The sequence below is a fragment of the Bradyrhizobium sp. P2_E8 genome (assembly GCF_056403875.1).
Window position 1 is genome coordinate 1 of record NZ_JBFUES010000062.1, and the last position, 15,066, is coordinate 15,066.

General features: G+C 64.0%; 12 protein-coding genes, 1 tRNA gene and 1 pseudogene. 7 read left to right on the forward strand and 7 right to left on the reverse strand.

The window, feature by feature from the left end; genetic code table 11:
- Nucleotides 1-606: 606 nt before the first annotated feature.
- Nucleotides 607-1,677 (reverse strand): hypothetical protein, encoded by a 1,071-nt coding sequence (locus AC1D00_RS05635; protein WP_477009975.1) that lies wholly within the window; start codon nt 1,675-1,677, stop codon nt 607-609.
- A gap of 356 nt (nt 1,678-2,033) precedes the next feature.
- On the opposite strand from AC1D00_RS05635, the gene AC1D00_RS05640 reads away from it, so the two are divergent.
- Together AC1D00_RS05640 and AC1D00_RS05645 are read left to right on the forward strand one after the other, a co-directional pair.
- On the forward strand, nt 2,034-2,294 hold the full coding sequence (locus tag AC1D00_RS05640) for a hypothetical protein (RefSeq protein WP_477009976.1): 261 nt from the start codon (nt 2,034-2,036) through the stop codon (nt 2,292-2,294).
- Between the two features lie 457 nt (nt 2,295-2,751).
- Nucleotides 2,752-3,162: a hypothetical protein gene (locus AC1D00_RS05645; RefSeq protein ID WP_025576233.1), complete on the forward strand. Its 411-nt coding sequence runs from the start codon at nt 2,752-2,754 to the stop codon at nt 3,160-3,162.
- 1,331 nt (nt 3,163-4,493) lie between these two features.
- On the opposite strand, the gene AC1D00_RS05650 is transcribed toward AC1D00_RS05645, so the two are convergent.
- Nucleotides 4,494-4,569 (reverse strand) — tRNA-Ile (locus AC1D00_RS05650).
- A 420-nt stretch (nt 4,570-4,989) separates the two neighbouring features.
- Nucleotides 4,990-5,964 carry a Bug family tripartite tricarboxylate transporter substrate binding protein gene (locus tag AC1D00_RS05655; protein ID WP_167771376.1) on the reverse strand — a complete coding sequence of 325 codons (975 nt, stop codon included), beginning with the start codon at nt 5,962-5,964 and terminating at the stop codon, nt 4,990-4,992.
- A gap of 107 nt (nt 5,965-6,071) precedes the next feature.
- Between AC1D00_RS05655 and AC1D00_RS05660 the strand changes: the two genes are divergently transcribed.
- On the forward strand, nt 6,072-7,034 hold the full coding sequence (locus tag AC1D00_RS05660) for a TAXI family TRAP transporter solute-binding subunit (RefSeq protein WP_477009977.1): 963 nt from the start codon (nt 6,072-6,074) through the stop codon (nt 7,032-7,034).
- Nucleotides 7,035-7,144: 110 nt separating this feature from the next.
- Here the strand turns inward: AC1D00_RS05660 and AC1D00_RS05665 are convergent, their stop codons facing one another.
- The gene (locus AC1D00_RS05665) at nt 7,145-8,359 is read right to left on the reverse strand and encodes an ABC transporter substrate-binding protein (RefSeq protein ID WP_477009978.1); all 1,215 of its coding nucleotides are present in this window, start codon (nt 8,357-8,359) and stop codon (nt 7,145-7,147) included.
- 97 nt (nt 8,360-8,456) lie between these two features.
- Nucleotides 8,457-9,350 carry a substrate-binding domain-containing protein gene (locus tag AC1D00_RS05670; RefSeq protein ID WP_477009979.1) on the reverse strand — a complete coding sequence of 298 codons (894 nt, stop codon included), beginning with the start codon at nt 9,348-9,350 and terminating at the stop codon, nt 8,457-8,459.
- A 314-nt stretch (nt 9,351-9,664) separates the two neighbouring features.
- Here AC1D00_RS05670 and AC1D00_RS05675 point away from each other — a divergent pair, with 314 nt between their 5' ends.
- From AC1D00_RS05675 to AC1D00_RS05690, 4 genes and pseudogenes are all read left to right on the forward strand, one after another.
- A complete protein-coding gene (locus AC1D00_RS05675; protein WP_477009980.1) occupies nt 9,665-10,498 on the forward strand; it encodes an ABC transporter substrate-binding protein in 834 nt (277 codons plus the stop codon).
- Nucleotides 10,499-10,552: 54 nt separating this feature from the next.
- Nucleotides 10,553-11,659 carry a molybdopterin-binding protein gene (locus AC1D00_RS05680; RefSeq protein WP_477009981.1) on the forward strand — a complete coding sequence of 369 codons (1,107 nt, stop codon included), beginning with the start codon at nt 10,553-10,555 and terminating at the stop codon, nt 11,657-11,659.
- Nucleotides 11,660-11,672: 13 nt separating this feature from the next.
- Entirely contained in the window at nt 11,673-13,622 is a 1,950-nt protein-coding gene (locus tag AC1D00_RS05685; protein WP_477009982.1) for a molybdopterin biosynthesis protein, read from the forward strand.
- Between the two features lie 51 nt (nt 13,623-13,673).
- Nucleotides 13,674-13,808 (forward strand): annotated as a pseudogene (locus AC1D00_RS05690) (NAD(P)-binding protein); the annotation flags it as partial.
- Nucleotides 13,809-13,853: 45 nt separating this feature from the next.
- On the opposite strand, the gene mobA reads toward AC1D00_RS05690, so the two are convergent.
- Complete coding sequence (mobA, locus tag AC1D00_RS05695) at nt 13,854-14,495, reverse strand: molybdenum cofactor guanylyltransferase MobA (protein ID WP_477009983.1); 642 nt, start codon at nt 14,493-14,495, stop codon at nt 13,854-13,856.
- A partial coding sequence (locus AC1D00_RS05700; RefSeq protein WP_477009984.1) for a formate dehydrogenase accessory sulfurtransferase FdhD occupies nt 14,476-15,066 on the reverse strand: 591 nt, incomplete at its 5' end. The genes mobA and AC1D00_RS05700, both read right to left, overlap by 20 nt.

Below are 15,066 nucleotides of genomic sequence, written 5' to 3' on the forward strand. Positions count from 1 at the left end.
CTGCGAGGGTGAAGCCACAGCCGGCGGAAGCCAGAGCYATGTCGATCTTCTCACCTGTGTCCAGATGGCAGAGTGGGCGAAATCGCCATCAACTGCGACGCGGTTGAGGGGAGCAAGCAAGGATCGAAATTCACAGTGATCCGGCAGCTCTCCTTTCGGGAGCGTGGTACGGTCGTTGCGGACCGCTGAGAGAACCGCAATGAGCAATGAGGGTGAGGCATTTCTGGTGCGCTTGCCCAGCGGTCAGCGAAAGGAAGTCCGATAAGTGATTGATCGGCTGGTGGGCCCGGCAGGACTCGAACCTGCAACCAGACCGTTATGAGCGCAGCGAATATCCGGAATATCTGAGTATTTTCAACAAAGCTCGTGCATTCTTGCGCGCGTTCGTGCGCGTTTGTTCACGGGTTTCTGTGGGATTTCTGGTGGGCGTATTTTTTTCCTTGCGGCTGCGGCCCCATTGATCTTGTCGGCTTTCGCGTGGAGACCGGAAGTCATGCGCCGTCGACAGAAACGACGCGATTGACCCAATTGGGACCTATCGAAATCGACAAAGCACTTAACTTGGATGGACCTGAAGGGCTGAGACGTGCGCCACTGCGGCCTTAACTACGGAAGTCTTTTTGTCGCCGTAAAGGGATTGAACCCCCGTTCTGCGAGAGCAGCCCACGAAGCTGCGCCAAGATGTGGCAATCGGAAATAGAGTCGTGGCTTGGCCGGATCGGTATCCAACATGAACCCGGTCGGTAGCCCTCGGACGCTTGTGGCATAGAACCCGCCATCCGGCGACCTCTGGGATTCGATTACAGCGACCAACGATTTTGCCTCTCCAGTCCTGCCGAGCAATTTCAGCAAGAGAGCCATTTGGCCCGTCCCTTCGGTCCACACACCATCTCGGTCTTCACCGTAAGAAAAGCCCTTGTCGACACTCATCCGCTGTTCGGYGGTCGTAATTGCCGATGCAAATTTCTTGGCCGCTCCGGGGAGCGCCGTTAAGGGCCAGATTTGAGCATCAAGGGCCAAAATCGGATTGCGCGTGACGCCGTCTTCCGCGGTGCCTGCGGCGAAACAGGCGCATGCCGGATCCCACATCGTATCTACGAAGTGCTCAGCAGCCGTTGCCATGTCACGCCAGCGCGAATCGCCTGTGCGGGTTGCAAGAAGGCCAAACGCGGCGGCGAGGTCAGTGTTGTGTTCAGTCGATTTCCATGTCCGTACGTCGGGCGTCGGTTCGTGCCCAAAGGTACCGCCCGTGAAACCGCCAGTACCGCGCGTGTCGGCCCATTGCGCGACCCAAGTGCCAAGCCGTGCCGCACCATCGCGGAACCGAGAGCTGGCGCTCACATCGTCAATCGACAGCAAAGCCAACATTGCCCATGCAACGTTGCCATTATCGCTGCCGACCTGATATCGATCTTCTAACCACTTGTTCTGAGTATTGTCCCACCAACCCGGAAGTTTGGCGGAGCCACTCGCCACCACACCCGCGGCGTAAGCGTTCCGGAGCCGTCCATCATGCCAGGTCCGGTCGTTATCGATTGCCGAAAGAATCGCCGCGCCGATCCGAGATGCTTTGTCTCGCTCGCCGCAACCGACTAATGCGATGGCGGCCACCGCATTGTCATAAAGGTATGCGGCGCCATGGAGAGGCCCCGATTCCACGGTCGGATAGCTGGGCAAGAACAACGGCCCTGGCGGTGCCTTATCGATTAGACCAGCGAGGTACCCGCATGCAGACGCTTCTGGTGTTGCCAAAGCCCTTAGTGGAGTGGCGGCCATAATGACTATGAAAGTCGTTACGATCCATACGAAGGTTTCTATTCGGGCCACTTGCTGTTCTCCGGGGTGGACGATGATCCTACATCCCCATCGGCAATGTCTGGAAGTGGCCCATCACCGAAGTGGCGGCGCACCTCACCGAGGTCCGCTCACCGAGGCATGGCAGACCAAATTTGCTCAGGTTGAGTTCTTCGCATTTTGACCCGAAGCGGACATCTTTTCACGCATACTTATGATATCACGCGGGAGCCTTCGTGATGACAGATGATCTTCGTGACCAGTACGATCCTGATCGCTGGATGGCGCTGGGACGGGACCTCCGTGACTTTCGTTCAGGCGGACCGGAAGCCGAAGCCTTTTACGCGACCGACCCGGAGTTAGGCAGGGATGTCGAACGATGGCGCTGGATGATGGCCGAATCATCCTACAGAGCGTCAATGGAAAGAGACATCACGCGGGTTGTCGAAGACGACCTTCGCGACATGTGGGACGCGATCAGGCGGAGAAACGTTTCTTAGTCTTGTGATGCCCGGCACTAGCCCGTGGCTGACTTCCCCCCTTGGCCTCGCACGGTCCGCTTCCGAGGGCTGAGCGGAACGCCGTTGTGGGGCCGCCAAGGGCAGCTTGTGACCCCAACCGGACATCGGAGCCATTGGTTTTGACCGGATCATCTGTGCGACATTCTGACCAATATGAAGGTCCTTTGGTCGAGCGCAGGATCATCCTGTAGCCTTCTTTTAAGCTGCCTTTTTTTAAGCTGCCTTTCGAGACGGGCGCGCCGACGCTCCGTTCAAGGCGAATGGCGGCGGGGAATGCCGTCGGCAGGCATCACACTCACTTAAACCGAAAATCTTCTTTTGCCGGTCTCTTCGTAGGCATCCGCAATGCGGCGGCGGGTGCGGGAATGATTGTGCAGGGAACACCTCGATTCGCGGACCCGGCATTGGCTGCCGCGTCTGCTCACGGAGGCTCATCATGAGAGCCATATTTGCCTTGTTGTTTCATTTGCTACTTTTGCCTTTGGCTTTTGCTCATGAACACACGGATGCCGTACCGGAGATCGACCGGAAGTTTCTCGACAACCTTCAGCGACCGGACAACCGTGCTAATGAGCGTCGCGATGAGAAGTCCAAATCATGCTGCACGGAGAAGGATGCCGTAAGCGTCGAATACAAGATGGTCGTGCCCGAAGGCGCTAAGTATCCGGAGCCTGAGTGGTACGTGTGGATTGATGCGCATAAATCCGACGGCACACCGAGTGAATACAAGTGGGTGAAAGTGCCACCAGAGAAAATCGTAGAAGAGCATTCGCCTTCAGGCCAAGCATACGTTTATCTGATGGCTTACACTATCCAATGCTTCGTGCGCCCACAGACGCGGTATTAAAGACCTGGCGGCTGCGCGTCTTGGCAAGTTGCTTGCGCTCTCGCGTGCCGCCAGTGATCTCGTGCCAGCCTGGAATGGCGGCCGCGAAGACTGCGGCTCTCGATGCGGATCGAGACCGGGAGCCGCTTGGTGGCTCTTTCATTTACAGGATGTTAGCGTTGGATGATGTCCGGCGGATATGATCGAAGAGGACGTCCAGCGCAGACGTTGTCGCGAGCCTGCACCGCTTGCCGACGATCCACCTCGTTCAGCAATCGATCAGAGATGTTGCATGAATGGCGGTTATTGTCCGCGTAGTTGAGCGTCGCCTCCGTGGCCACAGAGGCTTGGGCCAAGGCTCCGCAACGCTGCGATGCCGCTGCACTCATCGCATGCTTCCAAGCCTCACTAGTAGCGTTACGCAATCGCAACAGTTCGGCGCACGGCGCCTGCGCCTTGGCCTGAACTCCGAGCCCGAGCAGCACGATTATCGTGAAGGCTGGCACTMCTCTCAACGTCATCGGACTTCTTCCAAGCGTTCGCCCCCAGAGTTTCACTAACTCGGCGGGTTGCTGGTATGAGCGCTAACGATGGCAATAGGTCGGCGCACAGTGTCTTCGTTCCATTAAATGGAACCATCAGCTTTCTTCGAAAGCGCGCGAAACATTTTCGCATCCCCGTAGCTTAAGCTAATCGTGGGGCCCAATCGAAAGGTCGCGATATGGAACCGACCAATCGAATATCGGACCACATCGACCATGGGACTGCCCGGTCGATCTGTGACGAGGTGGGTGACAGATTGCAACAGAACTTATCTCTCGAAACCTCGCCTCTGCCGCCCTACCTCGAACGTCTAGTAGGTGAATTGCGCAAACAGGAGCGTCATCCAATTGATGGCGTCTCAGCGCCCGCTAACCGCTTCCTTCATGCGACGCGGCGGGTAGTCGCGGCCGTCTGAGCGCGTAAACAAGAAGCCGTCGCCGTTCCAAACCGGCGGCGGCTTTTCTGCTAATCTTTTCGCTGAAGGCATTCCAGGCTCGGCCGCGCCGGACGCCATGATGAGTGCTTGTTCAGTGAACGGCCAAGCCGCGCTGTTTCCCCTGTTGGCCCATCTCGGACCTGCGAACGTCGCCAGCCAATGTCCGATTGTCGCGCAGAAGCAGACATCGTAGCAGCCGACTTTCCTGTTGAATGACGTACGAGCACGCCGTCTCAGACGGCCAACTATATGATCGTCATTTTGCGCGAATTCGTCCGCGGTCGACGACGATCGTTCGACTTCGTCGTGGAATATCAGTGGGGAAAATCACCGGCGAAGCGGCACGCAGTTCGGTAAGTGTTTGATCTTGCAGTGGTGGGCCCGGCAGGACTCGAACCTGCAACCAGACCGTTATGAGCGGCCGGCTCTAACCATTGAGCTACAGGCCCCGCCGCGAGACGGCCGCATTGGCAGCGGCCGGCAACGGTGCGCGGTTCGTTTACAAGGCTGGAGGCGAGGGTGCAATCCTCAAGCGTTTTCAAGCGAAGCGGCCGCCGGCCCGCGTCGGGGAAAACGCGTCAAGCAAAGGGCCCTGATCGAGGCGGAACGCCGGGGCTGCGTGGAAAGCGTTGCGCATCGGCTGTTTGCTGGATTCGGAATAATCGTATTCTGCCACTGTCTTGCCCGACGAGTCAAATGGCCCCCGCGATCATCCAGCCGATGCCTGTCTTTTCGCTTCCCTAACCCGCTGTGATTGCTCACGTCTTCTACTGTGCATGGGGTTGTTTTCGCAGTTTTTGTTGCGAGAGGGCCGGTCGGCCCCCTCAAACGTCCTGCCGGCGAGCGACGGCCCCTCGCGGGGCCGCTGCCTAGTCCACCGAAACCCCGGCGAACTCCACAACCTTGCGCCACTTCTCGGTCTCGTCCGCGACCAGCTTGCCGAACTCGGCCGGCGTCATCGGCTTGGGGATGCCGCCGGTCTCGGCGAGGCGGGCGACCAGCTTCGGGTCCTTCAGCGCTTCGCCGACGGCCTTGTTGAGGATCTCGACCACCTCGCCCGGCGTGCCCTTCGGCGCGGAGATGCCGTAGAAGCCGACCGATTCGAATCCCGGCACGATCTCGGCGATGGCGGGCACGTCGGGCACACCAGGCCAGCGCTGCGGCGAGGTCACGCCGAGCGCACGGACGTTGCCGCCCTTCGCCTGCTCCAGCGCGGACGGCAGGTTGTCGAAGATCAGCTGCACCTTGTTGGAGATGATGTCGGGGAAGGCGATCGCCGAGCCGCGATAGGGCACGTGCACCATGTCGCACTTGGTCATCACCTTGAACAGCTCCGCCGACATGTGCACCGAGGTGCCGTTGCCGGACGAGGCAAACGAGATCTTGCCGGGGTTGGCCTTGCAATAGTCGATGAACTCCTGAACCGTCTTCACCGGCATCGCGTTGGAGACGACCAGCATGTTGGTGAGCTGCATGATGCTCGCGACCGGCACGGTGTCGCGCAGGAAGTCGTAAGGCAGCTTCTTGTAGAGCGAGGTCGAGATCGCGTTGTTGGGCGCGACGAACAGCAGCGTGTAGCCGTCGGCCGGCGCGTTGATCGCGGCGGCGGCCGCGATGTTGCCGCCGGAGCCGGCGCGGTTCTCGACGATGAATTGCTGGCCGAGACGGTCCGACAGCCACTGCGCCATGATCCGCGCCACGATGTCGACCGGGCCGCCGGCGGCGAAGCCGATCATCCAGTGCACGGGGCGGTCGGGATAGGCGGCGGAGGCGGGAGGTGTCGCGCTGAAAAGACCTATGAGAACTGCGAGCCCGAAAACACTGTTACGTAAAATTCGCAACATGACGCCTCCCGTTGCATTATTGTCGTTGTGCTGCATGCTTTCACAAAATCGGACCGCTGCCTACATCGTCGCAAGTCGGTGTTGACGCAGGTCCGCCGGGAACGACCATGAGATTCGCAATCATCCTTCTCGCGGCAGTGCTGCTCTTGAGCCCCGCCGCTGCTCAAACCGGAGGCACGCCCATTTCGACCACAACACTCAGCCTGGGCACCGCGACGCCCGGCGGCGGCTTCCCGCTCTATGGCAACGCCTTTGCGGAGGTGATGAATGCGGCCGATCCGCAAATCACCATCGCACCCCGCAACACCAAGGGCAGCAACGAGAACATTCCGCTGCTGGAGAAGGGCGAGCTCGATCTCGCTTTGGTCGCGGGCGAGCCGGCCTACGAGGCCTTTGCCGGCATCGGCCGCGCGAAGGTGTCGCTGAAGATACTCACCGCGATCTATTCCAATCCTGGCATGTTCGTGGTGCGCGCGGACAGTCCGTACAAGACGATTGCCGATCTCGTTGGCCAGCCCGTTGCGTTCGGCGCCAAGGGCTCGGGCCTGCCGATCCTGGCGCGCTACGTGCTCGATGGCCTCGGGATGAGGCAAGACGAGGACTTCAAGGCCGTTTATCTCGACCGCGCCGGCGATGGTCCCGCGATGGTCGAGGACGGACGCGTCGCCGCGCTGTGGGGCGCCGGCATCGGCTGGCCCGGCTTTGCCGCGGTCGCATCGAGCGCGTCGGGCGCGCGCTTCATCGCCCCGAGCGCGGAAGAGATCACGCGCATTCGCGCCAAGCATGCTTTCCTGAAGCCGCTGACCGTGCCGGCGGGCTCCTACCCGAAGCAGACGGAGCCGATTGCCTCGCTCGGCTCGTGGAGCTTTGTGCTCACGCGCGAAGACCTGCCCGATGATGTCGCCTACCGGCTGGCAAAGATGCTGCACGGTGCGGAGGCGGTGTTCTGCAAGAAGCTCGCGCAGGCCTGCGAGACGACGGCGGCGAACACCGTCGCGGCGGCACCGAAGCCGGAGCTGATTCATCCGGGCGTGATGAAGTACTTTCGCGAGATCGGCGTGGTGAAGTGACGGTCGCTCCCTAAGTCATTCCGGGGCGCGCAAAGCGCGAACCCGGAATCTCGAGATTCCGGGTCTGGTCCTTCGGACCATCCCGGAATGACGATCGCTTTAAGCGATCGTCACTTCTTCACCATCGCACACGCCGGGTCCGGCGGCCCGAACGCCTTGTCGCCCGAGATGGTCGTGAGGATCTTGTAATAGTCCCACGGATATTTGCTTTCCTCAGGCGTCTTCACCTGCACCAGCCAGAGGTCGTGCACCATCAGATTGTCCTCGCGCAGCTTGCCGTTGCGGGCGAAGAAATCCTCGATCGGTTTCTCCCGCATCTTCGCCGCGACCTTCAGCGGATCGTCGGTGCCGGTTTCCTTGATGGCGTTGAGATAGTGCATCACGCTCGAATAGACGCCGGCCTGCCACATCGACGGCATCTTGTTCATCTTGGCGAAATAGCGCTTCGACCATTCGCGCGTCTTGTCGTCCATGTCCCAGTAGAACGAGGTGGTCAGCAGCAGGCCCTGCGCGGCCTGCAGGCCGAGGCCGTGAATGTCGGTGATCAGCGCCAGCAGCGACGCCATCTGCTGGCCGCCCTTGAACACGCCGAACTCCGAGCCGGTCTTGATCTCGTTCATGTTGTTCGGGGGACCTGCCGCAATGCCGATGATCTTGGCCTTGGAGGCCTGCGCCTGCAGCACGAAGGATGAGAGATCGGGCGTTGCCAGCGGCGGCTTCACCGAGCCGAGCACCTTGCCGCCATTGGCGGTGACGACGCTGGAGGCGTCGCGCTCCAGCGAATGGCCGAAGGCGTAGTCGTCGGTGATGAAGAACCAGCTGTCGCCGCCGCGCTTGACCACCGCATCCGCGGTGCCGACCGCGAGCGCGCGGGTGTCGAACACCCACTGGATCGCGTAGGGCGAGCAGAACTTGCCGTGGAAATCGGCGGTGCCGGTGGAGTGGGTGATGAACAGCCGCTTCTTCTCGTTGGCGACGTTCTGCACCGCGAGCCCGACGGCGGAGACCGGCACGTCGACGATCAGATCGACCTGGTCGACATCGTACCAGCGCCGCGCGATGCCGCCGCCGATGTCGGCCTTGAGCTGGTGGTCGCCGATCACGATGCTGATCGGCTTGCCGAGCACGGTGCCGCCGAAATCGTCGATCGCCATCTGCGCCGCCGTCACCGAGCCCTGGCCGGTCGGCGCGGAGGCGGGACCGTTCATGTCGGTGAGCACGCCGATCTTGACGACGTTGTCGGAAACCTGCGCCGACGCGGCACCCGGCAGCAACGTCGCCGCCAGGACGGCCGCGACCGGCAGTCGAAATCTTGCTGGATTCACGCTTGTCCTCCCCTGATCCGGCTCGTTGGCCGGTGTTGCCCGGGTATGCCCGGCTGAATTGGTTTCTTTTGCAACTATTTGGGGGCGGGCGTCAATGTCAGGCCGCGAAGCGGATCTGCCCCGCCGGCGAGGGGTCGTAGCCGGTCAGCTCCTCGGCGCGCTGGCGCAGCCGCCGTTCGCTCAGGAACCGGATCAGGGCCTGCATGGTGGGGCGGAAATAGCTGCGCTGCCGCATCGCGAGGTCGAAATTCTCCCAGACCAGCGGCACGAAATCGAGGCCGGCCGAGCGCGCCGCCGCGCGTGTCGCCACGCCGCAATCGGCCTGGCCGGCGCGGACCATTTCGGCGAGATCCGGCCCGGTCAGGGCCGGCGTCTCCAGCCGGCGCAAGTCGCGCGTGGTGGCGTCCGCGCGCTTAAGCAGCACGTCGAGCAGCATCTGCGCGCCTGTGCCCTGTTGTCGCATGGCCATCCTGGCGCCGAGCGCGAGCACGTCGGCGAGACCGCGCAATCGCTTCGGATTGCCCGGCGGCAGCACGAGACCCTGCTCGCGGCGCGCGAATGCGACCAGCAGCGCGTCATGCAGGCCCGGCGCGTCCCGCAGCGCCGTCAGATTGGCGTCGGAGGCAAGATTGCCGGCGGCATCCAGGCTGTGGAAGTGCACGGCGACAGCCGTCACCTCGTCGCGCTGGAGGCGCTCGAGCCCGCGCGCGCTTCCCTCGCTCATCGATCCCAGGCCGGAGCCGGATTCGCGCAGGCTCCAATCCAGCAATTCGTCCTGGCTGCCGCCCATGACGGGTGGCGGGTCCGTGGCCAGCATGCCCGCAGGGCGCGCCAGCCCGGACAGCACCCAGAGATCGAGCTCGTGCCGCGGGAAGAGCCACTTCCCGGTCACCTTGCTGCAGGGGATCGCGCCGGTGGTGACGAGTTCGTAGAGCTTGCGTTCGCCAAGTCGGAGATAGTCGGCGGCTTCACTGGTCGTCAGGAATTCCATCCTGCATTCCTATGCAAATTCTTGCTTCTTTTTGGACTTTCGTCGCAGGTGGAATTCTGCAGTTCATTTTCGTCCGAGGGAACCATGCCCGATCATCTCGTTGCTTTGCAACACATCCGCAGTCGCCTCTTCCGCTTTGGTGAACGATCCTGAAGCGCTCGCGTGGAGCGGACCTTGTGGCTGTCGCGCGCGCAATCGGCGCCGCTCGGTGTATTGCCGAAATATCCCGAACGGAAGCGCGCGAGGGCAAATGCGTCACGAGTGCGGCGCAATCGATCCTCATGATCGCGGCCGTATCCAATGGGAACCAGCTCATGGCCTTTCGCCGCCTGTCCGTTGCACTCGCGCTTCTCTGCGGCCTCGCCGCGGGCGTGGCGGCGTCGTTCGCGGAGGACCGCGCGATCGTGCTGGCCTCGACCACGGCGACACAGGAGTCCGGCCTGCTCGATCATCTGCTGCCGATCTTCCGTGAGAAAACCGGCATCGAGGTGACGGTGATCGCGCGGCGTGCCGATGAAGTGCTCGACGGCGCGCGAAGGGGCGAAGTCGACGTCGTGCTGATGCACRCACGGCCGCAGGAGGAAAAGTTCGTCGCCGACGGTTTTGGCGTGAAGCGTTTTGACGTGATGTACAACGACTACGTGCTGATCGGACCGAAGAGCGATCCTGCCGGCGTGAAGGGCAAGGACATCGCCACCGCGCTGAAGGCGATCGAGGCCAAGGGCGCGCCGTTTGTGACGCGCGGCGATCGCTCCGGTACGCACGCCGCGGAGCTCGCGCTCTGGATCGTCGCCGGCATCGATATCGCCGCTGCCAAGGGCGCCTGGTATCGCGAGGCCAAGGAGGGCATGGGCGCGGCGCTCGAAGCTGCGCGTGTCGCAAATGCCTACGTGCTGTCGGACCGCGGCAGCTGGATCGCCTTCAGGGAGCGCGGCGATCTCGACGTCATCGTCGAGGGCGACAAGCGGCTGCTCAACCAATACGGCGTGATGCTGGTCAACCCCGAGAAGTTTCCGAGCGTGAAGAAGGAGCTGGGGCAGACCTTCATCGACTGGCTGATCTCGCCGGACGGGCAGGCGGCGATCGCCGGCTACAGGGTCGACGGGCAGCAGCTGTTCTTTCCGAATGCGGACAAGTCGGCCGGCTGACWTCTGCATCCGCGGCGGTTGCCAAACGGAGCGATGCATGGTCCATCATGGCGCATGACCCAGCGCCTGCCGCCATCGCTGACGCCGCTCGATACCGCGCTTGCCGCGTTGCTGCGAGACGTTGAACCGATCGCACCTGTCGCGTTGCCGTTGACTGAAGCGGTCGGCTGTATCGCGGCGGACGCTCCGCTGCTGAGGGCTTATCCGCCGCACGACATTGCCGGCACAGACGGGTGGGCGTTGCGCGCCAATGATCTCGTCGGCGCGTCCGCCTATTCGCCATCGCCTCTGGCGACGGCGCCGGCCTGGGTCGAGGCCGGCGATGCGATGCCGGCCGGATGCGACTGCGTGCTCGATGCCGACGCCGTCGAGATATCTGGTCCGCTTGCGCAGGCACTGGCGGAGGGCGTCCCGGGGCAGGGCGTCCGCCGCGCCGGAAGCGACATCGCCGTTCGCACGCTTGCCGGCGCAGACGGATATCCGGTCGGTCCGGCCGCACTGATGCTCGCCGGCGTCGCGGCGGTGGACAGGCTGAGCGTGCGGCGTCCGCGGCTGCGCATCGTCAATGTACCGGGCGCAACGGCTACGGCGCATATGATTGCCGGGATCGCGCGCGCCGCGGGACTGGATGTGAAGGCGTTTGAGGCCGCCGCGCGCGATGACGCATCGATCGCCGATATGCTCGATGCTTCCTCTTGCGACCTGCTGCTGATTGTCGGCGGCAGCGGCGTCGGCCGCCGCGATGCCGCCGTCACGGCGCTGGCGCGGCGCGGTGACATGATCGCCCATGGCATGGCGCTTCAGCCCGGCCGCACCGCCGCGATCGGGCGGCTTGGCAAAGTTCCCGTCGTTGCTTTGCCCGGCTCGCCGGACCAGGCGCTCGCAGTCTGGTTCGCGCTGGTGCTTCCGCTCGTCGATCGCTTGTCGGCGCGCCGGCCCCGCCGACAGGTGACCCTGCCGCTCGCGCGAAAAATCGCATCCAGTGTCGGCATTGCCGAAATCGCACTGCTGGCCGGGGAACATCATGCCTGGATGCCGCTTGCGGTGGGGGAGTGGCCGTTCCAGGCCATTGCCGTTGCGGATGCATGGCTGATCATTCCTGCCAGCCACGAGGGATTTGCAGCGGGCGCACCCGTCGATGCCTATCTGATGCGGGAGTGATATGGGTTCCGGCATGACGATGATCCCGCAATCGCAAGACCGTAGCGCGCTCGAACAGGAGCAGTTCCTGAAGATCCTTTCGCGCGAGGAGGCGATGGCACGCTTCGAGGCGGCGCTGTTTCCGCGCGCGATTCCGAGCGAAACGCGCAAGCTTGCCGATACGCTCGGCGCGGCGCTCGCCGAAGACGTCACGGCACCGATCGACGTCCCGCCGTTCGACCGTTCCAATGTCGACGGCTTTGCCGTCCGCTCGGCGGACCTCGCCGCAGCCGGCGAAGGTGCGCCTGTTCGTCTTGCGTTGAACGGCGAGACCATCCATTGCGGTACCGCGCCGAGGATGCAAGTCGCCACGGGCACCGCAACGCCGATCGCCACCGGCGGCCCGCTGCCGCGCGGCGCCGACGCCGTCGTCATGGTCGAGCACACCCAGCCGGCCGGACCGGATGGGATCGATGTCCGCCGTGCCGCATCTCCCGGACAGTTCGTCTCCTATGCGGGCTCCGACATCGCGCGCGGCGAAGCGCTGCTGCGCGCCGGCACGACCATTGGCTCACGCGAGATCGGCATGCTGGCGGCCTGCGGCATCGCCGAGGTGGCCGTGGCGCGCAAGCCGCGGGTCGCGGTGATCTCGACCGGCGACGAACTGGTCCAGCCCGGCGAGATGCTCGCGCCCGCCGAGATCTACGACACCAACGGCGCGATCGTCGCGGCTGCGATCGACGAGAATGGCGGCGAGGCAATCTTCCTTGGCGCCATTCCCGACGACGAAGCGAAGCTCGAATCCGCCATGCGTCGCGCGCTGGCGGAGGCCGACATGCTGGTGCTGTCCGGCGGTACGTCGAAAGGCGCCGGCGACCTGTCCCATCGCATCATCAGCCGGCTCGGCCAGCCCGGCATCGTCGCGCATGGCGTTGCGCTCAAGCCCGGCAAGCCGCTGTGCCTCGCGGTCTGCGACGGCAAGCCGGTGGTGATCCTGCCGGGCTTTCCGACCTCGGCGATGTTCACCTTCCACGACATGATCGTACCGGTGCTGCGCAGGATGGCTGGCCTGCCGCCGCGCTCCGATGCCAAGGTCAGCGCGACCGTGCCGGTGCGCATCGTCTCGGAGCTCGGCCGCACCGAATTCGTCATGGTCTCGCTGGTCGAGGGCAGGGACGGCATGATCGCCTATCCCTCCGGCAAGGGCTCCGGTGCGATCACGTCCTTCGCGCAGGCCGACGGCTTTTTGCGCATCGACGCACTCGCCGACCAGATGCCCGCGGGGACCGAGGCCGAGGTGACGCTGTTCACGCCGCATGTGCGGGTGCCCGATCTCGTCGTCGTCGGCAGTCATTGCACCGGCCTCGACCTCGTCACCGCGCAGCTCGCGCATGCGGGCCTCACCGTGCGCTCGATCGCGGTCGGCAGCCTCGGCGGGYTTGCGGCGGCGAAACGGGGCGAGTGCGATCTCGCGCCGATCCATCTGTTCGACGACAGAACCGAGACCTACAACACGCCTTACCTGGTCGAAGGGCTCGAGCTCGTGCCGGGCTGGCGGCGGATGCAGGGCATCGTGTTCCGCAAGGGCGACAAGCGCTTCGAGGGCCTCGGCGCAAAGGACGCCGTTGCAGCCGCGCTCACGGACCCCGCCTGCATCATGGTCAACCGCAACCAGGGCGCCGGCACGCGTATCCTGATCGACCGGCTGCTCGCCGGTGCGCGCCCCGAAGGTTATTGGAACCAGCCGCGCTCGCACAACGCGGTAGCCGCGGCCGTCGCGCAGCACCGCGCCGATTGGGGCATGACCATTGCGCCGGTCGCCGATGCGGTCGGCCTCGGTTTCGTTCCGCTCGCGGAGGAGCATTATGACTTCGCATTGGTGACGGCGCGCAAGCAGCGTCCGGCGGTGCAGGCCTTTCTCGACGCCCTCGGCTCGAACGAGGCGCGTGCGGCACTGGAGCAAGCGGGCTTCAGGCCCGCGTAGACGATAGACGACGACGCGGCGTTTCAAGCTGCGCGACAGGTGGGGGACGCGATGGCAAGGCCGCTTTCGGTTGCGATCGTCGGTGCCGGCATGGGCGGGCTTGCGACCGCCGCGGCGCTGCGGCGCGTCGGCATCGATGCGATGGTCTACGAGCAGGCCTCCCAATTCGCCCGCATTGGCGCCGGCATCCAGATCGGCTGCAACGCCATGAAGGTGTTGCGCGCGCTGGGGCTAGGCCGCGTCGTCCAGCGCAGCGAGCCGCTCGGCTTCGGCGATGTCCTCGACCGTGTTGGCGTTGAAGAACGGATCGAGCGGCTCGGCCGRCCACGTCACCGTCGCGAGCGGATAGCGTGCGGTCCAGCGGTCGATCTTGCGCAGGTCCTCGACGACCAGGGCGTGGCGCAGTTCGTCGCGCAAGGCAACGCGCCACAGCCCGATCACCGGATGCGACTGGTCGCCTGACGCAGCGACCGCGAGCTGCGCGCTCTCCCGCTCACGGGTTTCATGCAGGCGCGCGACGAGATCGCGCGGCAGGAATGGGCAGTCGCCGGCGGCGCTGAGCACCCATGCGATCTCCGGCCGGTTCGCGGCGGTCCAGTCGAGCGCGGCGAGGATGCCGGCGAGCGGGCCGGGAAAGCCGGGCACGTCGTCGGCGACGACCTGCAAACCGAACGCGGCGAAACGCGCGGGATCGCCGTTGGCATTGAGGATCAGCCCGCCGCACTGGGGCGAAAGGCGTGCGATCACGCGCTCCAGGATGGTGCGTCCGCCTATGGTGCGCATCGGCTTGTCGCCGCCGCCCATGCGTCGCGCGAGACCGCCGGCGAGCAGCACGCCTTGCGTTGCCGGAATTTCAGTCGTCACCACCTTCACCCTTGCGCTTGTGCTTGGCCGACTCTTCCTCGACGTAAGTGAGGTTCTGGTCGTAGACGATGCGTTCCTCGCCCGCGAGCGCGATGAAGCGCTTGCCGCGGGTGCGGCCGACCAGCGTCAGGCCCACTTGCCTTGCGAGATCGACGCCCCAGGCGGTGAAGCCGGAGCGCGACACCAGGATCGGAATGCCCATGCGCACCGTCTTGATCACCATCTCCGAGGTGAGACGGCCCGTGGTGTAGAGGATCTTGTCACCGGCATCGACGCCGTGGCGGTACATCCAGCCCGCGATCTTGTCGACGGCGTTGTGGCGGCCGACGTCCTCGGTGTAGCACAGCGGCTCGCCCTCCTTGCAGAGCACGCAGCCATGGATCGCACCCGCCTCCAGATACAGCGAGGGCATGGTGTTGATGGTCTGCGTCATCTGGTAGAGCCAGGAGGTGCGCAGCTCCGCCTTCGGCAGCGCGACGCTCTCGACCGCTTCCAGCAGATCGCCGAAGGCGGTGCCCTGCGCGCAGCCCGAGGTCTGCGTGCGCTTCTTCAGCTTGGCCTCGAAGTTGGTGTTGTGCTC